This window comes from Rhodoferax sp. GT1R46, assembly GCF_056521285.1.
The window spans coordinates 203,190-227,037 of the sequence record NZ_JBWMBC010000001.1 but is presented as its reverse complement, the minus strand read 5'-3'; the positions used below and the strand labels follow the sequence as shown (position 1 = coordinate 227,037).

The following is a 23,848-nucleotide window of genomic DNA, read 5'->3' as shown; positions in this document are numbered from 1 at the left end:
AAGGGAATTCTGTGCGCTGGCGTACCAAAAAACTCAAGCGACAAAGAAGAGCACGGTAAAAAAGTGGCTGCTGCTGCCGCCCAGTACAAAGAGGTGCCACCAGCCATGGCCATGGCGCACCCGCTGGTCAGCAACATAAAAAACGATGCCCACGGTGTAGAGGATTCCCCCCATGGCCAGCAACCCAAAGCCACGGGGTGTCAGCGCGTCCCACAGCGGCGAAACAGCGAACAATGCAAGCCAGCCCATCAGTACATAGATGACCAGCGACAGCACGCGAGCGCCCTTGGCAAACCAGATCTCCTGCAGGACGCCAAACAAGGCCAGCGCCCACACCACACCCAATAGGGACCAGCCCCATACGCCGCGCAGTGACACCAACGCGAACGGAGTGTAAGTGCCGGCAATCAGCAGATAGATGGAGCAGTGATCCACCTTGCGCAAGATATTTTTGGCCCGCCCGCGCACGCTGTGGTACAGCGTGCTGGCCACATACAGCGTCACCAGCGTGGCACCATACACACTGAAGCTGATGAGCTTCCAGGGATCGCTCATGCGCGCTGCCACCACGATCAACACAGCAGCGCCCACCACCGCCAAGCAGGCGCCCGCCAAGTGGGTGATGCTGTTGAAGCGCTCGCCGTGGTACATGGTGCTCAGGTATGGGTGGCAAAAGCAATGCTTGGAAAGATAGCCCGCTGTGCCTTCGCGTCTGTTGATCGTGGTCAACCGGTACGCAACTTCTTACAAACTCACTCGGATATGCCTTTACCGAACTTTGCCTGAATAATTGGTATTGACTTGGCACGCCAGCCCCGCCCCTGGACTTGACCGAACAGGAACAATTGGTTAAATTACTAACCAATCAGTCATTAACCAAATGCCCACTTCCCTCAACCTCTGTGGACTTGCCGCTACGGTCCGCGCCAAGCGTGAACGGCGCAAAGATGCGCGCCCGGGGGAACTCCTGGACGCCGCACTGGAGCTTTTTGTCGAGAAGGGCTTTGCAGCCACCCGTGCCGAAGAGGTGGCCAAACGCGCCGGGGTGTCCAAAGGCACCCTGTTTCTCTACTTTTCCAGCAAGGAAGAGTTGTTCAAAGCCGTGGTGCGCGAGAATATTTCAGGGCGCTTGGGAGAGTGGCATGCCGAGATGGACAACTTTCAGGGCAGCACGGCTGACCTGCTGCGCCACAGCATGAATGCCTGGTGGGCCCAAATCGGGTCAACCAAAGTCTCGGGCATTACCAAACTGATGATGAGCGAGGCGGGCAATTTTCCTGAACTGGCCGCCTTTTATCAGGCTGAAGTCATAGAGCCCGGCAACCAATTGCTCCGGCGGGTGTTGCAGCGTGGCATGGACCGCGGCGAATTTCGCCCGATCAACCTCAAATACGGCGTCTATACGGTGCTGGCACCCATGATGTTTCTGGCGATGTGGAAGCATTCGTTCGGCACCTGTAGCAAAGCGGCCGCACAACTGGTGCCCGAAGAATACCTGGCTGTGCAAATCGAAACCATCCTGTACGGCCTGAGCGCGCAACCGGCCCCCTCCCCTTCTAACAAGAAATAAGCACAATGAAACGCTGGTTGAAATGGATTGTCATAGGCCTGATCGTGGCCGTTCTAGCTCTGGGCGCACTGCGGACTTTGTCGGCCCGCAAGGCAAAAAAAGAAGCACTTCAAGCCCAACAGGATTCACAAAAGACGCAGACGGCGATTGAAGTGGCGCCCACGGATGTGGTGCGGGTCAAGACACTGGAGCTGGTGCAGGGCCTGGCCATTTCCGGCCCCCTCAAGGCGGTCAATTCCGCGTTTGTCAAAGCGCGGGTTGCAGGTGAACTGCAAGGACTGACGGTACGCGAGGGCGACGTGGTCAAAAGTGGCCAGGTGATCGCCCGGGTGGACTCCACCGAGTTTCAGGCGCGCGTGCGCCAGGCGCAACAGCAGGCGGAATCCGCCAAGGCCCAGGTCGAGATTGCCAAACGCAGCTTTGATAACAACCGCTCCCTGGTGGATCAGGGCTTTATTTCCAAAACAGCGCTCGATTCCTCGATCGCCACACTGTCCTCCGCTGAAGCCAATTACCAAGCCGCTCGGGCAGGTGCCGATGTAGCGTCCAAGTCGCTTGATGACACCGTACTGCGCGCACCCATTTCAGGTCTGATTGCGCAGCGCCTGGCGCAGCCGGGGGAGCGCGTCGCCATCGACGCACGCATCGTGGAAATTGTGGACCTCAGCCGCCTGGAGCTGGAAGCCAGCGTGAGCGCAACCGATTCGCTGGGTGTTCAAGTAGGTCAGACTGCCCAACTGGCGATTGAGGGCGCGTCCAAACCCCTGCAAGCCAAGGTCGTGCGCATCAACCCGAGTGCGGCGGCATCCAGCCGTGCCGTGCTGGCCTATCTGGCGATCGAGCCCAACCCGGGTCTTCGCCAGGGCCTGTTTGCCCAGGGCATTTTGGCCACCGGCATGACACAGGCCCCCGCCGTGCCCCTGAGCGCGGTGCGCACCGACAAGCCGCAACCCTATGTGCAACTCATCAGCAATGGCCAGGTGGTGCACCAGACGGTGGTGATGGGCGCGCGTGGCGAGTTCGAAGGCCAGACCATGGTGGGCATTCAAGGCGTTGCCGAAGGCACCACGGTATTGGGTGGAAGCGTGGGCAGCATCCGCGCAGGCACGCTGGTCAAGATAGCCGCAGGCGCAAAGTAAGCCATGTGGTTCACCCGCGTCAGTCTTAAAAATCCGGTCTTTGCCACCATGGTCATGCTGGCCCTGGTCGTTCTGGGCATTTTCTCCCTGCAGCGGCTGCAGGTTGACCAGTTTCCCAACATCGACTTTCCCGTGGTGGTGGTCATCGCCGACTACCCCGGCGCCTCGCCCGAAATTGTGGAGAGCGAAGTCTCCAAAAAGATTGAGGAAGGTGTCAACTCCATCGCCGGCATCAATGCATTGACTTCACGCAGCTACGAAGGCCAGTCGGTCGTCGTGATCGAGTTCGGCCTACATATTGATGGACGCAAGGCCGCCGACGATGTGCGCGAGAAAGTGGCCGCCGTCAAGCCCACACTGCGTGCCGAGGTCAAAGAGCCGCGTGTTCTGCGCTTTGACCCGTCCGCGCGGGCCGTGTGGTCGGTTGCCGTTCTGCCCGACACCACCGTGGGCAAAGACAAAACCCTGAGCGCCGTCGAGTTGACCAACTGGGCGGAACAAACTTTCAAGAAGCGTCTGGAAAACGTACGCGGCGTGGGCTCCGTCACCGTCGTCGGCGGTACCAAGCGCGAAATCAATGTCTACTTGAACCCGCAGGCACTGGAATCTCTTGGCATTACGCCGGACCAGGTGGTCGCCGCAGTGCGCAATGAAAATCAGGATCTGCCCGTGGGTTCCATCCGCTCAGCGGAGCAGGAGCGCGTCATCCAGATCGCAGCACGCATGCAGCGACCAGAAGACTTTGGCAAGATCATTGTGGCGCGCAAGAATGGTGTTCCCGTGCGCGTGGACCAGGTGGCCCGCATCGCTGATGGTGCGCAGGAGATTGACAGCCTGGCGCTCTACAACGGCGCGCGAACGCTGGTGCTCAACGTGCAAAAGTCCCAGGATGAAAACACCATCGCTGTGGTCGACGGGCTGCAAAAGACGCTGGCCGAAATGCAAAAGCAATTGCCTCCAGGCCTGAAGCTGGAGCAGATTACCGATGGCTCGCGGCAGATTCGGGTGTCGGTAGACAACGTGCGCCGCACCTTGATTGAAGGCGCAGGGCTGACCGTGCTGATCGTGTTTTTGTTCCTGAACTCCTGGCGCTCCACCGTCATCACGGGTCTCACGCTGCCCATTGCGCTGATTGGCACGTTCCTGTTCATGAACATGTTTGGCTTCACCATCAACATGATCACACTGATGGCGCTGAGCCTGTGTGTGGGCCTGCTGATTGACGATGCGATTGTGGTGCGGGAAAACATCGTGCGCCATGTGCAGATGGGCAAGACGCCGTACCAGGCCTCGCTCGACGGCACGCAGGAGATTGGTCTGGCTGTGCTGGCAACCACGCTATCCATCGTGGCGGTGTTCATGCCTATTGGCTTCATGGGCGGCATCATTGGCAAGTTCTTCCATGAATTCGGCATCACCATCGTGGCGGCTGTGCTGATCTCGATGTTTGTGAGCTTCACGCTCGACCCCATGCTGTCCTCCATCTGGCACGACCCGAGCATTGAGGAGCATGGCAAACACCACGCACCGGTCACGTTCTACGACAAGACCATTGGCCGTGTCACCGGGTGGTTCGACCACGCCACTGACTGGTTGGTGGATGCTTACCAGACGATTCTGCGCTGGGCCCTGGTGCACAAGCTGGCCACGGTGGGGCTGGCGATTGGCATCTTTGTAGCGAGCATCTTCATGGTGCCGCTGCTGGGAACCGAGTTTGTACCCAAGTCAGACTTTTCCGAAACCACGCTGAGCTTCAACACGCCGGTGGGCTCGTCGCTGGAGGTTACCGAGGCCCGGGCGCGCCAGGTGGAGGCCATCATCCGCGCGTTTCCCGAGGTGCGCTACACGCTGACCACCATCAACACCGGCAACGCGCAGGGCAAGATATACGCCAGCATTTACATCCGGCTGGTGGACCGCAAAGCGCGCAAGCTCAGTGTGGACCAGATGTCGGTCACACTGCGGGAACGCCTCAAACAGGTACCGGGCATTGCCGTCACCCACGTGGGCCTGCTGGACTCCGTGGGGGGACAAAAGCAGATTCTCTTCTCCATACAAGGGGCTGATACCGCCGAGCTGGAACGGCTGACCCAACTGAGCATGGAAAAGATCCGCACGGTTCCCGGGCTGGTGGATCTGGACTCGAGCGTCAAGCCCAACAAACCTGCGCTTGACGTGCAGGTCAAACGCGACGTCGCATCGGACCTGGGGCTGAGCGTAGCGCAAATTGGCTCTGCCTTGCGCACGCTGGTAGCCGGGCAAACCGTGGGTAACTGGCGGGCACCGGACGACCAGACCTATGACGTGAATGTGCGCCTGGCACCCGATGCCCGCAACAGCCCGCAGGACCTGGACCAACTACCGTTCACCGTGGGCACCAATGCCGACGGCAGCGCGCGCATCGTTCGGCTCAACCAGGTGGCGAATGTGCGCGAATCCACCGGACCCAACCAGATCAACCGCCGCGACCTGACCCGCGAAGTGGCCATCAGCGGCAACGTGTCGGGTCGATCGGCGGGCGAGGTATCGGCCGATATCAAGACGGCTATGGACAGCATCGCCATGCCACCGGGCTACAGCTACAAGTTCAGCGGCTCCACCAAGGACATGGCCGAAGCCTTTGGCTACGCCATCTCGGCGCTGGTACTGGCCGTAGTATTCATTTACATGATTCTGGCAAGTCAGTTCAAGAGCTTCCTGCAACCGCTGGCGCTGATGACCGCCCTGCCCCTGACGCTGATTGGCGTGGTGCTGGCCCTGATGCTGTTCAATTCCACGCTATCCATGTTCTCGGTCATCGGTGTGGTGATGTTGATGGGCCTGGTCACTAAAAATGCGATCTTGCTGGTGGACTTTGCCATTCGGGCGCGTGAAGACGGCATGGAACGCCACGACGCCCTGCTAATGGCGGCCAAGGTGCGGTTGCGCCCCATATTGATGACCACACTGGCCATGATTTTTGGCATGGTGCCACTGGCATTTGCCCTGACCGAGGGGTCCGAAATGCGCGCCCCCATGGGCCAGGCGGTCATTGGCGGGGTCATCACCTCATCCTTGCTGACTCTGGTGGTGGTGCCGGTGGTTTACTGCTACATGGATGATCTGGCGCAATGGGCGGGACGCTTTTGGCGTGGAACAAAAGCCCCTTCCCGGTAAAATTTACCATATTCGGCTAACATACCCCGTGGAGTATTAAAAATGAACATCGAAAAAGCCCGCTTCAACATGATCGAGCAGCAAATCCGCCCCTGGGACGTGCTGGACCTGTCCGTGCTGGAACTGTTGTCCGTGGTCAAGCGCGAAGACTTCGTCCCTGCTGCGCTGAAGGGTATGGCCTTTGTCGACATGGAAATCCCGCTGCTCAGTCCCAGCGAAGACGCCATGCGTCTGGGTCAATGCATGCTGGCGCCGCGCCTGGAAGCGCGTTTGCTGCAAGACCTGGCCCTTCAGCCAACCGACACCGTGCTGGAAATTGGTGCGGGTTCGGGCTACATGGCCGCCCTTCTGGCGCACAAGGCACACCGGGTTGTGTCACTGGAGATCAACCCAGCACTGGCAAAAATGGCCCGGGACAACCTGCGCAATGCAGGCATCCAGAATGCGGAAGTCCGTTTGGCCGATGGTGCAGAACCTGTGCCAGCCGAGGGCAGCTATGAAGCGATCCTGCTCAGCGGGTCTGTGGCAGAAGTGCCGCACAACCTGCTGGCGCTGTTGAAGGTCGGCGGACGGCTGGCCGCCATCGTCGGGGGTGAGCCCGTCATGCGCGCCACCATCGTGACGCGCACCAGCGATACCAATTTCCGTACGGTTCAGAGTTGGGACACGGTCGCCCCCCGTTTGCAAAATTTCCCTGAGCCGTCACGCTTCAAGTTTTAATTTTTATTGATTGTGAGTCCCGCATGATTGCCCAAGTCCGCCCCCGCGATCTGGCCCAATGGCTTACGGATGCGAGCCCGCACGGCAAGCCCGTGGTGCTGGATGTGCGCGAGCCGTATGAACTGCAAACCGCCAGCGTCAAGGAAAATGGTTTCTCGTTGGTGGCCATTCCAATGGGTGTCATTCCACCGCGGCTCTCTGAACTGGATCCGCAGCAACCCATTGCCTGCCTGTGCCACCACGGCGGTCGGAGCATGCAAGTCGCCCACTTTCTGAAAAGCCGGGGGTTCGCGCATGTTGCCAACATCGCGGGCGGCATCAATGCCTGGTCTGCCGAACTCGACCCGACCATTCCGCGCTATTGACCCTGTGCCCCCTACTTTTATGAGCCTGAGAAAGACCACCATGTCCAGCCCCCATTACCTGCCTAATTTCCGGTTGATTCCCCTGATGCTTGCGTTGGGAGCGACCCTGTCTTTCTCGGCCCAGGCCCAGAGCCTGGTCGACCTGTACTCCGCCGCACGCGGATATGACGCCACCTACCAGGCGGCCAAGTCGCAATTTGATGCGACCTTGGCCAAGGCGGATCAGGCCAAGGCGGGCGTTTTGCCCACGGTTGGTTTGTCGGCGGGTGCCAGCCAGACTAATCAGGACGTTCTGTCCCCGAAATCCGTCAACTACACCTACAACGCCCAATCTGCAACGATTGCTGCTTCACAACCCTTGTACCGTCCCGCCAACTGGGCCACCTATGAACAGGGCAAGAAGCAAGCAGAGCTGGCGCAAGCCCAACTCGCTGCTGCCGACCAAGACCTGATCGTGCGTGTCACTCAAGCGTACTTTGACGTGCTGGCTGCCAGCGACAACCTGACGTTTGTGAAGAGCCAGAAAACTGCAGTGGGCGAACAATTGGCCTCAGCCAAGCGCAATTTTGAGGTTGGCACTACCACCATCACCGACTCACGCGAAGCGCAAGCGCGCTCTGACTTGGTGGTGGCACAGGAACTGGCTGCTGAAAATGATTTGCTGGTGAAAAGCCTTGCATTGAACCAGTTGGTGGGGCAGCAAAGCACCACGCCCAAGCCTTTGAAGGCACCGGTGGTTCTGGCGCCTGTGGAGCCGCCGGATGTGGAGCAGTGGGTCGCTCAGTCTGAAGCCAATCACCCCAGCATTCAGCAGGCCGCCATCGCACTCGACGTGGCCCGCCTCGAAACCCGGAAGGCCGAGGCCGGCCACAAGCCGACGCTGGATCTGACAGGAGGTTACACCGCCTCGAACTCCAGCAACGGGACGTCCAACGGCCCTTCCACGGCAGATAGCCGAGCGAATATCGCCACCATCGGCCTGAGCTTCAACCTACCCCTGTTCGCCGGCTTCTCGACGCAAAATCGCATCAAGGAAACGATTGCTCTGGAAGAAAAAGCCCGTGCCGATCTGGAAAACGCCAAACGCAGCGTGGCGCAGGCCACCCGCACAGCCTATTTCGGTGTGCAATCGGGTCAGGCACAGGTCAACGCGCTGCAGGCCGCAGAGGCCTCCAGCCAAAGCGCGCTGGACGCCAACAAACTGGGCTACCAGGTTGGCGTGCGCATCAACATCGATGTGCTGAATTCACAAAGCCAGTTGTTTGACACCAAGGCCAAGCTGGCCAAGGCGCGTTACGACGTGCTGGTGGGGGGACTCAAATTGCGCCAGGCCAGCGGCACCTTGAAGGCGGACGACCTGCAGCCCATCAACAGCCAGCTAGCCCCGTAATAGCTGCTGCACCGCTTCGGAGGTGCGTTGGGCCGCACCCCGGTGTGCCAGCCCCAGGTTGCGGGCGGCATCGCGGGCACTTTGCAGGGCTTTTGGCGACTGCACCAGCGCAAGGGCTTTGTTCACCGCCTGCGACATATCCGCTTGCGCAAAGGCGGCGCCTGCCGCTTGTGCCAGTTCAGCGGCCTGGGCAAAGTTGAAGGTATGTGGCCCCATGACCACCGGGCATTCGCAGGCCGCCGCTTCGATCAGGTTTTGCCCCCCCAGCGGTGCAAAACTGCCGCCCAGCAAGGCCACATCGGACAGGGCGAAGTACATCGCCATCTCGCCCAGCGAATCACCCAGCCAGACGTCTGCCGCTTCAGGGCTCTGCGCCCAGCTGCTGCGACGTGAAACGGTAAACCCATAGGCCTCACACAAACGGGCAACCTCGTCAAAGCGCTGGGGATGGCGGGGCACCATCAGCCACTGCACACCCGTCGATGCGCTTTCATTTGCTATATTTTTCATAGCTTCCTGCGCAGCATGGACGGGGGCTAGAGCCCTTATTTGCTTCAATTTCTCCAGCAACATCACCTCTTCACCCTCGCGCGAGCTGGCAAACATCACGACCGGCCGCGCCTGCTCGGTGCGCCACGCTTGGCCCACGGCAAGTTGCGCCGCATCGGGGGTGGCGTCAAATTTGAAATTGCCCATGACACCCTGCACCGGGGCATCCAGTTGCCGCAGGCGCATGGCGTCTTCATCGGTTTGGGCCCATACGGCGCGCAAGCCACGGTAGGCCGGGCGCGACAGCCAGGCCACGTGCTGCGCCTGGCGCAAGGACTTGTCACTCAGGCGGGCGTTGACCAGACACAGGGGTATGTGGGCCTTTGCGCAGGCCGCCACCATGTTGGGCCAGACCTCGGTTTCCACCAGCAGGCCAACGCGCGGCTGGAAATGCGCCAGAAACCGCTGCACTGCCCCCGGGGTATCCCACGGCTGCCACACCTGCACATCACCACTTTGCAGCAGCGCGCGGCCCTGTTCGCGACCGGTGGCGGTGCCATGGGTCAGAAGCAGCCGCATGCCAGGCAACGCCAGGCGCAACTGCGCCACCAGTACCTCGGCCGCCCGTGTCTCGCCCAGCGATACGGCGTGCACCCAGACATAAAAATCGTTCCTGCTGGAGCCCACGTTGGCGGCTGGCCGTGTGTAGTAGCCAAAGCGTTCTTCGATGGCCTCTCCATACGCGGGCTCCGCCTGGGCGCGGCGGTGCAGCTTCGCACGCACCAGCGGCTGCAACAGCCACATCACCAGCGAATACAACCCACGCGTCATCGACAAAAAACCGGTGTCGCCAGACTTTCCCAGGCCTGCCAGACGGCATCGACCGTGGGATGAGGCGATGCGAACACGCACACCTGCGAAGCCGCCTTGGGCCCACCGGGTTGTGGCCCGGTGCGCCACGCGGTGTCGAAGTTGTAGATCTGCACATGCGGCAGGCCCAGGGCGACGGCAATGTGGCTCAAGCCACTGTCCACGCCGACCACGCCCGCGCAATGCGCCATGGTGTCGGTCAGGGCGTCCAGCCCCATCGACGGCCAGACCCACGCATCCACCAATTGGGCTGCAATGGCCTCGCTGGTGGCTTTTTCTGCTGCGTTGCCATGCGCCAGCGCAACCGCAAAACCGCTGTGGTTGAGCCGCTGGCCGAGTTCGACCCAGGACGCGACAGGCCACTGCTTGTCGGCGCGCGAGGTGCCGTGCACCAGCGCCACGCAGGGTGTGCGGGGTGCAAAGGAGTTGACAGCCAACCCGGCAGGCACCGGTGCCTGTGCAGCCAGATTGCCGGGTGCCAGCCCAAAACGGACCGACTCGGGAACCGCATACCCCAGAGCAGCAGCGCACAGCAGACGCGAGCGCTGCACTGCGTGCACATGCGGCTCCAGCGCAATCGCCACGTCGGCCACCCAGCGGGCGGGGGCTTCAAAACTGGAGCCATCCGTCTGGTTGGCGAGGCCGAAGCGGCGCCCCTGCGGTGTGGTGCGCGCCAGCCACGACACCAGCGCCGACTTGGTCAGCCCCTGCAGATCAATTACGGCGTCATAGGCCGTGGATTGCAGCGCGGCTTTAAAGGCGCGCCATTCCTGGCGCGTGCGGGCGCTGAATGGCGCTTTGCGCCAGCGACGCAGGTCGCAGGTGATCACCTGCCCAACGCCTTCGCAGCGGGCAACCAGCGGCGCAAAAGCGCTCTCCACGGCCCAATCCACGTGCACACCCGGTAGCGCCTTGCGTAGGTCCTGCACCGCAGGCATCGCGTGGACCACGTCACCCAGGGATGACAGTTTGACGATCAGTACTTTCAGCGCGACCTGGCTTGCGGGTGGTTTCAATGCGCTGCCTCGGCAAAACTGGCATCAGGCTTGACGGAGCGCAGCAGTTGCAGCATGTCCGACTGGATGCGCTCCAGCGCTTCGAGCGTATGTCCTTCAAAACGCAGCACCAGCACCGGGGTGGTGTTGGAGGCGCGGATCAGTCCAAACCCATCGGGCCAGTCCACGCGAATGCCATCAATCGTATTGATCGTGGCGGGCGCCGCAAAGGCGGCTTCGGCCACCAGTTGATCGACCAATGCATGCGGCTCGCCTTCTGCACACACCACGTTGAGTTCGGGTGTCGAGAAGCTGGTGGGCAACGCGTTGAGCAGGGCACTGGCATCCGCCACCCGGCTCACAATCTCCAGCAAGCGGCAACCGGCATAGGTGCCATCGTCAAAGCCGTACCAGCGTTCCTTGAAGAAAATGTGGCCACTCATCTCGCCGCCCAGAGGCGAGCAGATCTCGCGCATCTTGGCCTTGATCAGCGAATGGCCGGTCTTGTACATCAGTGGTACGCCGCCCGCCGCTTCAATGGTCGGCGCCAGGCGCTGGGAGCACTTCACGTCAAACAGAATGGTGCCCCCGGGTACGCGCGTGAGCACGTCGCGCGCAAACAGCATCATCTGGCGATCCGGGTAAATATTGGTGCCGTCCTTGGTGACGATGCCCAGGCGGTCGCCGTCGCCGTCAAAAGCCAGGCCCAGCTCAGCGTCGCTGGCCTTCAGGGCGGCGATCAGGTCGCGCAGATTTTCGGGCTTGCTGGGGTCCGGATGGTGGTTGGGAAAATTGCCATCGACTTCGCTGTACAGCTCCGTCACCTCGCAACCGATTGCACGCAGAATGCCGGGCGCTGACGCACCGGCAATGCCGTTGCCCGAATCGACCACGATCTTGATGGGGCGCGCCAGCTTGATATCACCGACGATGCGCGCGCGGTAGGCTTCCAGCACGTCAGCGGACTGGCGGGAACCACCGGCTTGCAAGGTCCAGCTCTCGGTCTCCATCATGGTGCGCAAAGCCTGGATTTCATCCCCATAAATAGCGCGACCGGCCAGCACCATCTTGAAGCCGTTGTAGTCCTTGGGATTGTGGCTGCCGGTGACCTGAATGCCGCTGCGGCACAGGGTGTTGGCCGCAAAGTAGAGCATGGGCGTGGTCACCATGCCGACGTCGATTACCGTGATACCCGCGTCCTGCAGGCCCTGCATCAATGCGTCGGCCAGGGATGGGCCGCTCAGGCGTCCATCACGCCCGATGGCCACCGTGGTCTCGCCCTCGGCCCGTGCCACCGAACCGAAAGCACGACCCAGCCCACGCGCGACTTCCTCGTTGATGGTGCTCGGCACAATGCCGCGAATGTCATAGGCTTTGAAAATGCTGGCTGAGATTTGCATGACTGGATTTCCCTGTGCGAATGTTTTTTGCTGCTACGGTGACGCCCTCGCCCGTACCCTGTCGAAGGCATTGTAGGCGCGGGCGGTAGGAACAACAGGTCCGAAAACGGCTACTTTGCAGCGGCATCGTGCGTATTATCCCCACCATGTCCACTGCAGCCGATGCAATTCCCACAGCCCCCGATGGCGACGCCCAATACCGGGCGCTCCTGGCGCGGGATGCGCGTTTCGATGGCCGATTTTTCACCGGCGTGACCTCCACCGGCATTTACTGCCGCCCGGTCTGCCGGGTACGCGCACCGAAGCGCGAGAACTGCCGCTTCTTTGCGCTGGCCGCCCAGGCCGAGTCGGCGGGCTTTCGCCCCTGCCTGCGCTGCCGCCCCGAGCGCGCACCCGGGGGCCTGCCATCCGGCGGCTCGTTGATGGATTCCGGCGTGCCGTGGTCCCTGCAGGACGCCGCATCCATCCTGGCGCAACAAGCCACACAGCTGCTGGATACACCCGATCTGTGGCGCGAGAGCCCGCCCAGCATCGCCGGCCTGGCGACCCGGATAGGGGTGAGCGCCCGCCACGTGCGGCGTATTTTCGAGGCCCACTGGGGCGTCTCACCCCTGCAATATCTGCAGACCCGGCGCTTGCTGATGGCCAAGCAACTGCTCACCGATACCCGCCTGCCCATTGCCCAAGTAGCGGGCCTCAGCGGTTTTTCCAGCGTCCGGCGTTTCAATGCGGCCTTCGCCGAACACTACCGGCTGCAGCCCCGCCAATTGCGCGAGACCGACTACCCAGCGAACAAGAGCCCCGCCGGGTCGGGCATCACGCTCAAAGCGTCGTACCGGCCGCCCTATGACGTCGCCGCCATGCTGGGCTTCTTTGCCACGCGCCAGATCGCCGGAATGGAAGTGGTGGACGTTACGCAGCAAACCCTGATGCGCAGTCTTTCGCTGGACGTGGCCGGACGCGCCCTCAGCGGCTGGGTCCATGTGCAGTTTGAGCCGGACCGTTGTACGGTTGTCTTTCATATCAGCGAGTCCCTGAGCGCTGCGCTGCCCACCGTGCTGGCGCGGCTGCGGGCCATGCTCGATCTCGATGCCGACCCCTGGGCCATCAACGCCGGCATGCGCGGTGATTTTCCGGGTGCCGAGGGCCTGCGCGTGCCCGGCAGCCTGGATGGGTTCGAACTGGGCGTGCGCGCGATTTTGGGGCAACAAATTACCGTGCGCGCCGCCTGCACCCTGGGTGCGCGGCTGGTGGAACGCTATGGCGCCCCACTTGTAACCCCTCTGGAAGGATTGACCCGGCTGTTCCCCACGCCACAGGCCCTTGCGAATGCACTGGGCGAGGATCTCGGAAAGTTGGGCATCGTGCGCCAACGCCAGCGGGCCATACAGGCGCTGGCGCAGGCAGTCGCCAGTGGTGCCTTGGCCCTGCATCCGGGTGCGGATGTACCCGCCACCCTGGCCGCGCTACAGGCCTTGCCTGGCGTTGGCCTATGGACCGCCCACTACATCGCCATGCGTGCACTGCGCTGGCCCGATGCCTTTGTGGCGGGCGATGTGGCCCTGCAAAAGGCACTGGGCGTGCGAGACGCCCAAAATCCGCAGCAGGCAGCCGAACTGGCATCCGAGCGCTGGAAGCCGTGGCGCAGCTACGCCGTTGTGCGCGCCTGGGCCAGGCTCGCCCAGTCGCCTGTTTTGCTATGATTTTTATAGCTGCTTACGCAATTAGAATGGGGGCTAGAGCCTGATTCACGATGAAATTTAACCCCACTCCCACTCCCGCTCGCTGCACCCTGTCAAGCCCCTGGGGCACCATGACGCTGGCGGCCCATGACGACGCACTGGTCTGGGCCGGATTTGACGGCCAGGCACACGAAGTCGACACCCACCACTGGCCAGTGGCCAGCAGCCATCCCATTTTGCAAAGGACGGCAGAGCAGTTGCAGGCGTACTTTGCGGGCGAGCGCCCGCATTTCGATGTGCCGCTGGACCTCCACGGCGGCACCGCGTTCCAACAGCGCGTATGGCAAAGCCTGCTGGGCATCGCGCCGGGTACCACCAGCACCTATGGCGCCATCAGCCTGCAAATGGGTCAGCCCGGTGCGGTGCGCGCGGTGGGGGGCGCCATTGGCCGCAACCCCATCAGCATCATCGTGCCGTGCCACCGGGTGGTCGGTGCCAAGGGCGCCTTGACAGGTTACGCCGGTGGGCTGGACCGCAAGGTCGCCTTGTTACAACTTGAAAGCCACTATTGAGCTCCCCTGCCAACGCCGTCACGTCCACCCAATCGGCCCCATCTGCCCAGTCCAGAACTTGGGTGATTGAGTTCATTTTGCTCGCGGCCATTTGGGGGTCGTCGTTCATGTTCATGCGGCTGGGCGCCGTGGAGCTGGGCGCATTGCCCACCGCCGGCTTGCGCGTGGGCATTGCAGCGGTTTTTTTGCTGCCCATTCTGCTGCTACGGGGACATGGCCCGGCCTTGCGCCAGCACTGGAAGCTCACCTTTGTGGTTGGCATCCTGAACTCGGCCATTCCCTTTGCGTGCTTTACCTATGCCTTGTTGTCCATCACCACGGGCTTGTCCTCCATCCTGAATGCCACGGTGCCGCTGTTCGGCGCAGTCATCGCCTGGCTGTGGTTGAAAGACCGGCCCAACGGCTCGCGCATTCTGGGTTTGCTGATCGGGTTTTTGGGCGTGGCACTGCTGGCATGGAACAAAGCCAGCTTCAAGCCCGATGCGTCGGGCAGCTCCACCGGCTGGGCCGTGATGGCGTGCCTGCTGGCCTGCCTGTGCTATGGCGCCGCAGCCAGCTTTACCAAACGTTATATGACCGGCCTGCCCTCGCTGGTGTCCGCCACCGGCAGCCAGATAGGGGCAGCCATCGGGCTGGCGCCCCTGGCTTGGTGGTTCTGGCCAAATCACCCGGTCCCAGTCAACACCTGGCTGGCTGTGGTGGCACTGGGTGTGCTGTGCACTGGCGTGGCCTACATCCTGTTTTTCAGATTGATCGAACATGCGGGCCCGGCCCGCGCGCTGTCGGTCACGTTTGCCATCCCCGTATTCGCAGTGCTGTACGGCGTGGTGCTGCTGGGCGAGGTGGTCACACCGTGGATGGTGGGCTGCGGGCTGGTGATCGTGCTGGGCACCAGCCTGTCCACCGGGCTCGTCCGCCTGCCCAGGTAATTACCAGTTTGGTCCGCTGGCGATTGTTCTTTCATCCCAACGGCGAGACTCCAACGAGCAAGTGCTGGTAGCCGAAGAATTTCTGCCAGTGACTGTTTGTGGCAGATAGCCGGGGCTTCCGGTTTGATCACCACGGTCGGCAGCGGGCCCACGGCAGTCGCATGACTTGGATCTGCCAATGGATGGTGACGCTGGTACAGCGGTCACTCAAGTGGGTCCGTCAGATCTCAGGATCCGACCCACTGCTGACATTGCGACTACTCAAATGATCGCCTGAAAGCAGTCATTCAAGCGCACACGATTCCTGGCTTCAAATTTCCGCTTCAGGGAAGCTCAATCCGATTGTTGAACTTCACGTGATGACCAGAAGCGGTCATACGATCCGATCGCCGCTGTTGCAAGTCAAGGCACGAAGCGGGCGCACACGACAGTCCAGTTACTGGCGGCCAGGCGAAAGTACAGTTGAGCCGTGATTTGTTGAAATTTGACATGCGATTAACTGATGGTCGCAGCAGTGTCGGAATGAGGGCAATAGTGTTTAAATTGTCCGGAGCTGTATGAATATTTCACTTTTCCTTGAATCTCCTAGAGTGGCACGATGCCATGTCCATGTGGTAGATCCGATAGAGGTGTTTGGTAAGCGTGCTAGGTACCCGCTCAGCGTCTGGTTTTTTGTATAGGGCTGAGGCATGCGCGCCATTACAGGGTTAGATTCCACCCTGCAAGTCCGTGGCGGTGGCAGAGACTCCGCGAAGCTGGCGGTGCTTGAGCCTGTAGGCCAGTTGCGGGCGGGTCATTCCCAACAGGCGTGCGGCTTCAGACAGGTTGCCGCGGGCGCGCCCCACCGCCAGGTCCAGCACCAGCGCATCGATATCCTCCAGAGCGCTGCCGCTGTCCAAGATGCGTGCGCACAAGTCATTGTCGTGCGCACTGGGCAGTTTGGTGAGATGCCCATGCGCGTCCAGACTGGTCTGCGCGGCCTCCGGCTGGTTCGGAAACAAGTGCTCCACCTCAACCATGCCGGACTGACTGGCCAGGATGACGCCGCGCTCCACCAGATTTTCCAGCTCGCGCACATTACCGGGCCAGGCATGTTGCTGCAGCGCTTGCAGCGCGCGCTCTTCAAAGCCCAGCACTCGTTTACTGTGCAGCGCGCAGAAGCGCGTGAGCATGGCCTGGGCCAGTGGCTCTATGTCGGTCTTGCGCTCGCGCAAGGGTGGAATGCAGATCGGGTACACATTCAGGCGGTACAGCAGATCCGCCCGGAAGCGCCCGGCCAGCACTGCCTGCTGCAGGTCGACGTTGGTGGCCGCCACCAGGCGCACATTCACCCGGCGGGTGGTCTCGCCACCCACGCGTTCAATCTCGCCCTCCTGCAGCACGCGCAGCAGTTTGGCCTGCGCTGCCAGCGGCAGCTCGCCCACTTCATCGAGCAGCAGGGTGCCGCCATCGGCACGCTCAAAGCGGCCTATTCGCATGGAGTGGGCGCCGGTGTAAGCACCCTTTTCCACGCCAAACAGTTCGGCCTCCACCAGCTCGGAGGGTAGGGCAGCGCAATTTACCGCCACAAAGGGTTTGTCGGCACGGCTGGAGAGTTCATGCAGGGCGCGTGCAAAGCGCTCCTTGCCCACGCCGGTCTCGCCGGTGAGCAGCACCGTGGCCTGGGTGGATGCTACCTTTTGCATTAGCGTGTAGGCCTTGCGAAAGGCGCTGGAGTTGCCAATCAGCTGGCCGCCCTGCGTGGAGGGCTCCAGCGTCGACTTCAAGGCATCCACCTGCGACTGCAGAGCCTCCATCTTTTCCATCAACGAGTCGTCGTTGAAGTAAACGCGGTGCGCCTCGCCATCGGGCCATTCTTCAATCGGGCGCCCGACGATCTGGCAATGCTCTGCACCGCAGGCAGCGCACATGGTTTCTTTATAAAGAATCAGCCGGCCCATGAAGGCGCTGGTGTAGCCACTGGCATAACCCAGCAGCGTCCAGCAGGCCGGGTCGGTATCCAGCCCGTATTTCTGCTGGTGCGCATAGGCCTCCCACGAATGCTCCCAATTGAACTCGCCGTAAAACTGGCCGGCCTGGATATCGAAGTTGAGCTTGACCGGCGTGACATGGGCCGCACCTTCGAGCATGAAGAGTTGCGGGCCCACCAGAAAGCATTCGTTCAGCGACATTTCGGGCCGCGTCTTGCGCGCGTACTCGGCATCGCACATGCCTGCGGCATAGCCCATGCGCGTCAGGATACGCCGCGCGTGCTCGGCGCCGACGGAAGTGATCAGGTCCTGGCGCAAGGCAGTCAGGGCCATGGTGTGCATCAGCACCATGCGCCGGTCACCGAGCCAGATGGCGCCGCTATCCGGCTCAAAACGCAACAGGCGCCGCAAGTCGTCATTGGGTGGATATTTGAAGCTCATTGGCATATCCCTTGTGGTGGTGGCGTATAGCCATTTTCTCGATATTTATCTTTTGACCATCGCCAAGGTGCGATAGGGGGGCTTCTGCCGGCTTTTGATCATCCAAACAAATCTGGCGCCTAACGCTTGTCCTATTGGTAAATATAACCTTGAAAGCTCGGAGATCAATCCGAGGGAAAGCCCTATTGCGCCGCAGTTAAAAAACCCAATCGGTGCAGAAAACGCTTACCGTAGTTAGGGGTTATCCCTATAAATCTCGAGATTTATGACGTCCAAGACAAAGTTGGCAAGGAGCTTGCAAAGTCAGCCAGGCAAGACCTGCCATTTCCTGCAGGCCACTTCGCCCATCTAAAACGAGGAGACTTTCAATGGCTTTGCTGAATCGAATGGACTGGTACGACATTGCCAGGGCCACCAACTGGTCACCGAAATACGTGACCGAACTGGAGCTGTTTCCGGCCGAGATGGCTGGCGACTACGGCCTGCCGCAGGAGGCCTGGGAAAAATACGACGAACCCTACAAGCAGACCTATCCCGAATACGTGAAGGTGCAGCGCGAAAAAGACGCCGGCGCCTATTCGGTGAAGGCCGCGCTGGAGCGTTCGCACATTTTTGAAAACTCCGACCCGGGCTGGAAGTCGGTGATCAAGGCGCACTACGGCGCGCTGGCGCGGCTCGAATATGCCGCCGCCAGTGCCGAGGCGCGCATGATGCGTTTCTCCAAGGCACCCGGCATGCGCAACATGGCCACGCTGGGCTGCCTGGACGAAATGCGCCACGGCCAGATCCAGCTGTACTTCCCGCACGAGCATGTGTCCAAAGACCGGCAAATGGACTGGGCGCACAAGGCGCTGGACACCAACGAGTGGGCCATGATTGCCGCGCGCCATTTCTTCGACGACATCATGATGACGCGTGACGCCATCAGCGTCTCCATCATGCTGACCTTCAGCTTCGAGACCGGCTTTACCAACATGCAGTTCCTGGGTCTGGCAGCGGACGCGGCCGAGGCCGGCGACCACACTTTTGCCAGCCTGATCTCCAGCATCCAGACCGATGAGTCGCGCCACGCGCAGATCGGCGGCCCGGCGCTGCAGGTGCTGATTGACAATGGCAAGAAGGACGTGGCGCAGAAGAAGGTCGATATCGCCTTCTGGCGCGCCTGGAAACTGTTCTCGGTGCTGACCGGCCCGATCATGGACTACTACACGCCGCTGGAGCACCGCAAACAGTCGTTTAAGGAGTTCATGGAAGAGTGGATCGTGGCGCAGTTTGAGCGCGCCCTGACCGACCTGGGCCTAAGCCTGCCCTGGTACTGGGACCACTTCCTGGAGCAGCTCAGCGAGCAGCACCACGGCATGCACCTGGGATCCTGGTTCTGGCGCCCCACCATGTTCTGGAATCCGGCGGCTGGCGTGACCCCGGCCGAGCGCCAATGGCTGGAAGAAAAGTACCCCGGCTGGAACGACACCTGGGGCGAATGCTGGGACGTGATCATCGACAACGTGGTCGAGGGAAACATGGCCATGACCTATCCCGAGACCCTGCCCATGGTCTGCAATATGTGCAACCTGCCCATCAACTACACGCCGGGAAAGCAGTGGAACGTCAAAGACTTTCCGCTGGAATACAAGGGCCGCCTGTACCACTTCGGCTCCGAGCAGGACCGTTGGTGCTTTGAGCAGGAGCCCGAACGCTATGCCGGTCACCTGAGCCTGGTGGACCGCTTCCTGGCCGGAATGATCCAGCCCATGGACCTGGGTGGCGCGCTCAACTACATGGGCCTGGCACCAGGCGAGATTGGCGACGACGCGCACAACTATGCCTGGGCCGAAATCTACAAGGCCATGCGGGCCGAGAAAAAAGCCAGCTGAAACGCTGAGCCCTCACACCACTGACCCATCACGTCGCCGGCCACCGCGCCGGTGCCATGAATCCAACCGATACAGGAGAGCCCCATGGCCCTATTTCCCTTGAGTTCCAATTTTGAAGGTGACTTCGTGCTGCAGCTGCTGCCGGTCGATACCGAAAACACCATGGACGAGGTGGCTGCCGCCGCCGCCCACCACTCGGTGGGCCGGCGTGTGCGCGCCCGCCCCGGCCAGATCCTGCGCATCCGCCGCCAGGGCAGCACCGAGTTGCTGCCGCGCAACCTGAAGGTGGCAGAGGCAGGCTTCAAGCCGACCGAAACCATCGAGGTGGTCTGGCAAGCCCCCAGCCTCTAAGCCGGAGACCGCAACATGACATTCCAAAAAGTATGCACCCTTGATGACCTGTGGGAAGGCGACATGGAGTCCTTCGAGGTCGATGGCAAAGACATCCTGCTGGTCTGTGCCGAGGGCGGTGTGATCAAGGCCTTTCAGGGCATGTGCCCGCACCAGGACATCCCCCTATCCGAAGGTAAGTTCGATGGCAAGACGGTGATCTGCCGCGCCCATCTGTGGCAGTTCGACGCCTGCACCGGCAAGGGTATCAACCCTTCCGATTGCGCGCTGGCCGAGTACCCGGTGCGCGTCGAGGGGGAGGACGTGATGGTGCAAACCAGTGGCGTCGAGGCCCTGTTTGCGCACACGTGAAATCAACAAAAAATCAGGAGACCAACATGAGCAATGCAACCGTAGTGGTGAACAAGCACAGCAACAACCGGGTCGGCCCGGTGATGCGCGCCGGCGAACTGGCCCAGGCCGTGGCCGAAGCCGCGCGCGAAGACAACCCGGGGCGCGTGATCCGCGTAGACGACAAGCGCGCCTATCTGCGCATAGACACCGATGACGAACTGATCCTGCGGCGTGAAACGATTGAAGCCGCGCTAGGTCGCCCGTTCAAGATGAACGATCTGGAAGTGGACCTCAGTTCCTTCTCCGGGCGTATCGAGACGCTGCCAGACCAGGTGCGTTTCTATTTCGTCACGCATCTTTAAAACGAACACCGCAGAGGAAACCCACCATGTCACAAGCACAAGCCCAAACCCAGGTACTCAAACCACTCAAGACCTGGAGCCACCTGGCCGGACGCCGCCGCAAACCCAGCGAATACGAAATCGTCAGCACCAATCTGCACTACAACAACCGCGACGCCAACGCGCCCTACGAGTTGGACCCCGAGTTGGCCATGAACAAGTGGTACAAGAAAAACACCTTCGGCAGCGCGCTGCAGCACGACGACTGGAACGCCTTTCGCGACCCGGAGGAAGTGGTCTACCGCAGCTACAACATGATGCAGGACGGCCAGGAAAACTATGTGTTTGGCCTGTTCGACCAGTTCAACACGCGTGAGCACGACGAGTCCCTGGACCCGCGCTGGGCCGGCACGCTGGCTCGGCTCTACACACCCGCACGCTACCTGTTCCACACCCTGCAGATGGCCTCGGCCTATGTGGGCCAGGTGGCACCGGCCAGCACCATCACCAACTGCCATTACTTCCAGATGGCCGACTCGTTCCGCTGGCTCAGCCACACCGCCTACCGCACCAAGGAACTCTCGCTGGCCTTTGCCGACAAGGGCTTTTCGACCGATGAGCGTGGCTATTGGGAAACCGATGCCGCCTGGCAGGGCTTTCGCGAACTGATGGAAAACGTGCTGGTAACCTGGGACTGGGCCGAGGGCTTTGTGGCCCTGAACCTGATCGCCAAACCGGCCATTGACGAGGCCGTTTTGCGCAAGCTCGGTGAGTCCGCACGCCACAACGGCGACATGCTGCTGGGCCTGCTCAACGACGCCCAACTGATGGACGCCGCGCGCCATCGCCGCTGGGCCACGGCCCTGGCGAAGATGGCGCTGGAGAGGCCGGGCAATGCAGCAGTCTTGCAGGGCTGGATTGCCAAGTGGGAGCCGCTGGCCGACAAGGCGATTGACGCCTATTGCGGCGCACTGGCCGATGTACCCGGTGCAGCCGCATCGGCCAAGCAGGCGACGCGCGATTTCCGCAAGTCTCTGGGTCTGTAAATCCAAGCAGCCCCACGGTAGGCGTTGGACAACCCGTCAAGCGCCTGCCGTGCAACTAGCATCCCTTTGCATAAACATGCCATGACATCCAAAAAAGTAATGACCGAGCCCGAGCACAGCGCCTTTGAGCAACTGGGTGCAGACACCCTCCTGCGTGCCGCCCTGCGCGCGGGCCTGGGCTTTCCCTACGAGTGCAACTCGGGCGGCTGTGGCAGTTGCAAGTTTGAATTGCTGGACGGCGAGGTGGAAAACCTCTGGCCGCAAGCGCCGGGCCTCACCGAGCGCGATATCCGCAAAGGCAAGCTCCTGGCCTGCCAGTGCGTAGCCACGACCGACCTGCGCATCAAGGTGCGCACCGCCCCGGAATGCGTGCCACCCATTCGACCCCGGCGCCTGCGTGCCCGCTTCACCGGCTCGCACGCCATCACGCATGACATCAGCGAGTTCCGCTTTGTCAGTGAAGAGGCCGCTGAATTCTTGCCGGGCCAATACGCGATGCTGGCGATTCCCGGGGTTGGCACGCCGCGCGCTTATTCCATGTCCAACCTGGCCAATGCGCAAGGCGAATGGCATTTTCAGATCCGCCGGGTTGCCAAGGGCATGGCCACAGAAAGACTCTTTGAACATCTGCAAGTCGGCGATTGCGTAGAGATCGACGGCTCGTATGGCCTGGCCTGGTTGCGCCCCGAGGTGCCGCGCGACATCGTCTGCGTAGCGGGCGGCTCCGGCTTGGCGCCCATGGTCTCCATTGCCCGTGGCGCCGCGAAAGCCGGCCTGCTAAAGACGCGCCAGCTGCACTTCTTCTATGGAGGCAGAACGCCGCAAGACATTTGTGGCGAAAGCTTGCTGCGCGAACTCCCCGGCTTTCGCGAGCGCATCCATTTTCATCCGGTGGTGTCGCTGCCGGGCGAGGATGTCGGTACAGCCTGGCGTGGTGAAACCGGCTTCGTACATGAACTGGTGCGGCGCACCTTTGGTGAAGCCATGCAGGGCTACGAGTTTTACTTTGCCGGCCCACCACCCATGACGCAGGGTTTGCAGGAGATGCTGATGGTGGAATACCGTGTACCGTTTGAGCAGATCCACTTCGACCGGTTTTTCTAAAAACCCGCACTGCTATTCAACCGCCCATTTCTACCTTTCGGGCAGTCACTTGCAAGCCTATTGCGTCGCCTCGTCTTCAATGGCAACGAGCGCACCATAAAGGCGCAGAAATGGCGCTCGTTGAAAACGATATCCTTGTGAATCAATCCGTTGCCCACGCCGAACTCATCGCCGCCTTCCGCAGAGCTAAGGCAGAAGCCGCTCACAAATTAGGCTTGATAAAGACGCTGGCAAAAAAGGGGCCGAGGACCACTCAAACCGCCATCGAAATTGCTGCCAAGGCAGAGAAGCGCAGGGATTCGTACGCGAAGAAACTGAAAGTCGTGGGGTTAGACCTCACGGCTTGAGCGGGGCGAAGGCCCGTGCTGCCACCCTCCTTATTTCACTGCCACCCGACTAGCCTGCAAGCGCACGATGTCATGCGTCAACCGAATATGCGCTTCCAGCGCCAGGGCTGCGCGGGCCTCCTGGCGGTCTACCGCGGCACGGAAGATGGCTTCGTGTTCCTTGTGCACATCGCGGCCGCTGGCGTGGGCGGCGGTCAGACGGAAGTTGATGTTGCGGTAGCGCTCGGCGTGACGGTACAGGATGGACAGCAGGTATTTGCTCCACGTCGAGTTGAAGCCGGCAATCAACGCCTCGTGGAAGGCCTTGTTGCGCCGCTCCCAGCGTACGGAACCGGTCTCGGCCAGGTTCCGCTCGGTGGTGCACAGCAGTTCGTAACTTTGTACCAGTGAAGCTTCCCACTCTGCGTCGCCGTGGCGTATGGACTGGCGCAGGGCTTCGGTCTCCAGCATCACGCGGGTGTTGGTCACGTCTTCCAGATCGGCCATGGAAATGGGTGCGACACGAAATCCGCGTTGGCCTTCGGACGTGACCAGCGCATCGGACACCAGCAGCGACAAAGCCTCACGCAGGGTGCCGGAACCGACTTCGTATTGGTCCTTCAGGTGCTCTACGCGCAGGCGCTCGCCAGGGGCGAGTTTGCCGCAGACCACGTCGTGGCGAAGGCTAAGATACGCGCGCTCGACCAGCGTGCGCGGCACCACGGCATCGGGGTCTGACTCGGTGGCCGGGTTGTGTTGAATGGTTGACATGGAGTTGATCCCGC

At 61.3% G+C, this 23,848-nt stretch carries 22 protein-coding genes; 16 read left to right on the top strand and 6 right to left on the bottom strand.

Going from position 1 to position 23,848, the window contains the following annotated elements:
- Positions 1–33 precede the first annotated feature (33 nt).
- Positions 34–651, bottom strand: coding sequence for a PAQR family membrane homeostasis protein TrhA (gene trhA / locus AC097W_RS01110; RefSeq protein ID WP_479600406.1), 618 nt, complete (start codon positions 649–651; stop codon positions 34–36).
- Positions 652–880: 229 nt separating this feature from the next.
- On the opposite strand from trhA, the gene AC097W_RS01105 reads away from it, so the two are divergent.
- The 6 genes from AC097W_RS01105 to AC097W_RS01080 are packed head-to-tail and all read left to right on the top strand — an operon-like array spanning position 881 to position 8,340.
- A complete protein-coding gene (locus tag AC097W_RS01105) occupies positions 881–1,570 on the top strand; it encodes a TetR/AcrR family transcriptional regulator (protein WP_479600405.1) in 690 nt (229 codons plus the stop codon).
- Positions 1,571–1,575: 5 nt separating this feature from the next.
- Positions 1,576–2,709, top strand: a complete 1,134-nt coding sequence (locus tag AC097W_RS01100) for an efflux RND transporter periplasmic adaptor subunit (protein WP_479600404.1) — start codon at positions 1,576–1,578, stop codon at positions 2,707–2,709.
- Between the two features lie 3 nt (positions 2,710–2,712).
- Positions 2,713–5,865, top strand: coding sequence for an efflux RND transporter permease subunit (locus tag AC097W_RS01095; RefSeq protein ID WP_479600403.1), 3,153 nt, complete (start codon positions 2,713–2,715; stop codon positions 5,863–5,865).
- Between the two features lie 42 nt (positions 5,866–5,907).
- A complete protein-coding gene (locus AC097W_RS01090; RefSeq protein WP_479600402.1) occupies positions 5,908–6,585 on the top strand; it encodes a protein-L-isoaspartate O-methyltransferase family protein in 678 nt (225 codons plus the stop codon).
- Between the two features lie 23 nt (positions 6,586–6,608).
- Positions 6,609–6,950: a rhodanese-like domain-containing protein gene (locus AC097W_RS01085; protein ID WP_479600401.1), complete on the top strand. Its 342-nt coding sequence runs from the start codon at positions 6,609–6,611 to the stop codon at positions 6,948–6,950.
- 19 nt (positions 6,951–6,969) lie between these two features.
- Positions 6,970–8,340, top strand: coding sequence for a TolC family outer membrane protein (locus tag AC097W_RS01080; RefSeq protein WP_479600400.1), 1,371 nt, complete (start codon positions 6,970–6,972; stop codon positions 8,338–8,340).
- Here the strand turns inward: AC097W_RS01080 and AC097W_RS01075 are convergent.
- Genes AC097W_RS01075 through AC097W_RS01065 form a run of 3 tightly spaced genes read right to left on the bottom strand, consistent with a single transcriptional unit; the run spans position 8,329 to position 12,094 of the window.
- Complete coding sequence (locus AC097W_RS01075) at positions 8,329–9,660, bottom strand: 3-deoxy-D-manno-octulosonic acid transferase (protein ID WP_479600399.1); 1,332 nt, start codon at positions 9,658–9,660, stop codon at positions 8,329–8,331. The two genes, AC097W_RS01080 and AC097W_RS01075, sit on opposite strands and share 12 nt — an antisense overlap.
- Positions 9,657–10,715 (bottom strand): lipopolysaccharide heptosyltransferase I, encoded by a 1,059-nt coding sequence (waaC, locus tag AC097W_RS01070; RefSeq protein WP_479600398.1) that lies wholly within the window; start codon positions 10,713–10,715, stop codon positions 9,657–9,659. Before waaC ends, AC097W_RS01075 begins: the two co-directional genes overlap by 4 nt.
- Positions 10,712–12,094 (bottom strand): phosphomannomutase/phosphoglucomutase, encoded by a 1,383-nt coding sequence (locus tag AC097W_RS01065; RefSeq protein ID WP_479600397.1) that lies wholly within the window; start codon positions 12,092–12,094, stop codon positions 10,712–10,714. The genes waaC and AC097W_RS01065 overlap by 4 nt, the downstream gene beginning before the upstream one ends.
- 146 nt (positions 12,095–12,240) lie before the next feature.
- On the opposite strand from AC097W_RS01065, the gene AC097W_RS01060 reads away from it, so the two are divergent.
- The 3 genes from AC097W_RS01060 (at position 12,241) to AC097W_RS01050 (ending at position 15,277) form a co-directional block, all read left to right on the top strand.
- Positions 12,241–13,797 carry an Ada metal-binding domain-containing protein gene (locus tag AC097W_RS01060; RefSeq protein ID WP_479600396.1) on the top strand — a complete coding sequence of 519 codons (1,557 nt, stop codon included), beginning with the start codon at positions 12,241–12,243 and terminating at the stop codon, positions 13,795–13,797.
- A gap of 50 nt (positions 13,798–13,847) precedes the next feature.
- Positions 13,848–14,348: a methylated-DNA--[protein]-cysteine S-methyltransferase gene (locus AC097W_RS01055; protein ID WP_479600395.1), complete on the top strand. Its 501-nt coding sequence runs from the start codon at positions 13,848–13,850 to the stop codon at positions 14,346–14,348.
- Between the two features lie 62 nt (positions 14,349–14,410).
- The gene (locus AC097W_RS01050) at positions 14,411–15,277 is read left to right on the top strand and encodes a DMT family transporter (RefSeq protein ID WP_479601275.1); all 867 of its coding nucleotides are present in this window, start codon (positions 14,411–14,413) and stop codon (positions 15,275–15,277) included.
- 707 nt (positions 15,278–15,984) lie between these two features.
- On the opposite strand, the gene AC097W_RS01045 is transcribed toward AC097W_RS01050, so the two are convergent.
- Positions 15,985–17,694 (bottom strand): sigma 54-interacting transcriptional regulator, encoded by a 1,710-nt coding sequence (locus AC097W_RS01045; protein WP_479600394.1) that lies wholly within the window; start codon positions 17,692–17,694, stop codon positions 15,985–15,987.
- Between the two features lie 362 nt (positions 17,695–18,056).
- On the opposite strand from AC097W_RS01045, the gene AC097W_RS01040 reads away from it, so the two are divergent.
- The 7 genes from AC097W_RS01040 to AC097W_RS01010 all read left to right on the top strand — a co-directional run bounded on the left by AC097W_RS01040 (position 18,057) and on the right by AC097W_RS01010 (position 23,084).
- On the top strand, positions 18,057–19,562 hold the full coding sequence (locus AC097W_RS01040; protein WP_479600393.1) for an aromatic/alkene/methane monooxygenase hydroxylase/oxygenase subunit alpha: 1,506 nt from the start codon (positions 18,057–18,059) through the stop codon (positions 19,560–19,562).
- Between the two features lie 84 nt (positions 19,563–19,646).
- The gene (locus tag AC097W_RS01035) at positions 19,647–19,913 is read left to right on the top strand and encodes a toluene-4-monooxygenase system B family protein (RefSeq protein WP_479600392.1); all 267 of its coding nucleotides are present in this window, start codon (positions 19,647–19,649) and stop codon (positions 19,911–19,913) included.
- Between the two features lie 15 nt (positions 19,914–19,928).
- Positions 19,929–20,264, top strand: coding sequence for a monooxygenase system ferredoxin subunit (locus tag AC097W_RS01030; RefSeq protein WP_479600391.1), 336 nt, complete (start codon positions 19,929–19,931; stop codon positions 20,262–20,264).
- Positions 20,265–20,290: 26 nt separating this feature from the next.
- On the top strand, positions 20,291–20,608 hold the full coding sequence (locus AC097W_RS01025; RefSeq protein WP_479600390.1) for an MmoB/DmpM family protein: 318 nt from the start codon (positions 20,291–20,293) through the stop codon (positions 20,606–20,608).
- A gap of 26 nt (positions 20,609–20,634) precedes the next feature.
- A complete protein-coding gene (locus tag AC097W_RS01020; RefSeq protein ID WP_479600389.1) occupies positions 20,635–21,633 on the top strand; it encodes an aromatic/alkene monooxygenase hydroxylase subunit beta in 999 nt (332 codons plus the stop codon).
- 81 nt (positions 21,634–21,714) lie between these two features.
- Positions 21,715–22,737 carry a 2Fe-2S iron-sulfur cluster-binding protein gene (locus tag AC097W_RS01015; RefSeq protein ID WP_479600388.1) on the top strand — a complete coding sequence of 341 codons (1,023 nt, stop codon included), beginning with the start codon at positions 21,715–21,717 and terminating at the stop codon, positions 22,735–22,737.
- A 110-nt stretch (positions 22,738–22,847) separates the two neighbouring features.
- Positions 22,848–23,084 (top strand): hypothetical protein, encoded by a 237-nt coding sequence (locus AC097W_RS01010; RefSeq protein WP_479600387.1) that lies wholly within the window; start codon positions 22,848–22,850, stop codon positions 23,082–23,084.
- 30 nt (positions 23,085–23,114) lie between these two features.
- Here the strand turns inward: AC097W_RS01010 and AC097W_RS01005 are convergent, their stop codons facing one another.
- Positions 23,115–23,834: a GntR family transcriptional regulator gene (locus AC097W_RS01005; RefSeq protein WP_479600386.1), complete on the bottom strand. Its 720-nt coding sequence runs from the start codon at positions 23,832–23,834 to the stop codon at positions 23,115–23,117.
- Positions 23,835–23,848: the final 14 nt, after the last annotated feature.

Excerpts from the sequence above, each read along its gene's own strand:
- AC097W_RS01045 (WP_479600394.1), bottom strand. The coding sequence starts at position 17,694 with ATGCCAATGAGCTTCAAATATCCACCCAATGACGACTTGCGGCGCCTG.
- AC097W_RS01060 (WP_479600396.1), top strand. The coding sequence starts at position 12,241 with ATGTCCACTGCAGCCGATGCAATTCCCACAGCCCCCGATGGCGACGCC.
- AC097W_RS01040 (WP_479600393.1), top strand. The coding sequence starts at position 18,057 with ATGGCTTTGCTGAATCGAATGGACTGGTACGACATTGCCAGGGCCACC.
- AC097W_RS01055 (WP_479600395.1), top strand. The coding sequence starts at position 13,848 with ATGAAATTTAACCCCACTCCCACTCCCGCTCGCTGCACCCTGTCAAGC.
- AC097W_RS01010 (WP_479600387.1), top strand. The coding sequence starts at position 22,848 with ATGGCGCTCGTTGAAAACGATATCCTTGTGAATCAATCCGTTGCCCAC.
- AC097W_RS01080 (WP_479600400.1), top strand. The coding sequence starts at position 6,970 with ATGAGCCTGAGAAAGACCACCATGTCCAGCCCCCATTACCTGCCTAAT.
- AC097W_RS01030 (WP_479600391.1), top strand. The coding sequence starts at position 19,929 with ATGACATTCCAAAAAGTATGCACCCTTGATGACCTGTGGGAAGGCGAC.
- AC097W_RS01015 (WP_479600388.1), top strand. The coding sequence starts at position 21,715 with ATGACATCCAAAAAAGTAATGACCGAGCCCGAGCACAGCGCCTTTGAG.
- AC097W_RS01090 (WP_479600402.1), top strand. The coding sequence starts at position 5,908 with ATGAACATCGAAAAAGCCCGCTTCAACATGATCGAGCAGCAAATCCGC.
- AC097W_RS01035 (WP_479600392.1), top strand. The coding sequence starts at position 19,647 with ATGGCCCTATTTCCCTTGAGTTCCAATTTTGAAGGTGACTTCGTGCTG.
- AC097W_RS01075 (WP_479600399.1), bottom strand. The coding sequence starts at position 9,660 with ATGACGCGTGGGTTGTATTCGCTGGTGATGTGGCTGTTGCAGCCGCTG.
- AC097W_RS01025 (WP_479600390.1), top strand. The coding sequence starts at position 20,291 with ATGAGCAATGCAACCGTAGTGGTGAACAAGCACAGCAACAACCGGGTC.
- AC097W_RS01065 (WP_479600397.1), bottom strand. The coding sequence starts at position 12,094 with ATGCAAATCTCAGCCAGCATTTTCAAAGCCTATGACATTCGCGGCATT.
- AC097W_RS01105 (WP_479600405.1), top strand. The coding sequence starts at position 881 with ATGCCCACTTCCCTCAACCTCTGTGGACTTGCCGCTACGGTCCGCGCC.
- AC097W_RS01100 (WP_479600404.1), top strand. The coding sequence starts at position 1,576 with ATGAAACGCTGGTTGAAATGGATTGTCATAGGCCTGATCGTGGCCGTT.
- AC097W_RS01020 (WP_479600389.1), top strand. The coding sequence starts at position 20,635 with ATGTCACAAGCACAAGCCCAAACCCAGGTACTCAAACCACTCAAGACC.
- trhA (WP_479600406.1), bottom strand. The coding sequence starts at position 651 with ATGTACCACGGCGAGCGCTTCAACAGCATCACCCACTTGGCGGGCGCC.
- AC097W_RS01095 (WP_479600403.1), top strand. The coding sequence starts at position 2,713 with ATGTGGTTCACCCGCGTCAGTCTTAAAAATCCGGTCTTTGCCACCATG.
- AC097W_RS01005 (WP_479600386.1), bottom strand. The coding sequence starts at position 23,834 with ATGTCAACCATTCAACACAACCCGGCCACCGAGTCAGACCCCGATGCC.
- AC097W_RS01085 (WP_479600401.1), top strand. The coding sequence starts at position 6,609 with ATGATTGCCCAAGTCCGCCCCCGCGATCTGGCCCAATGGCTTACGGAT.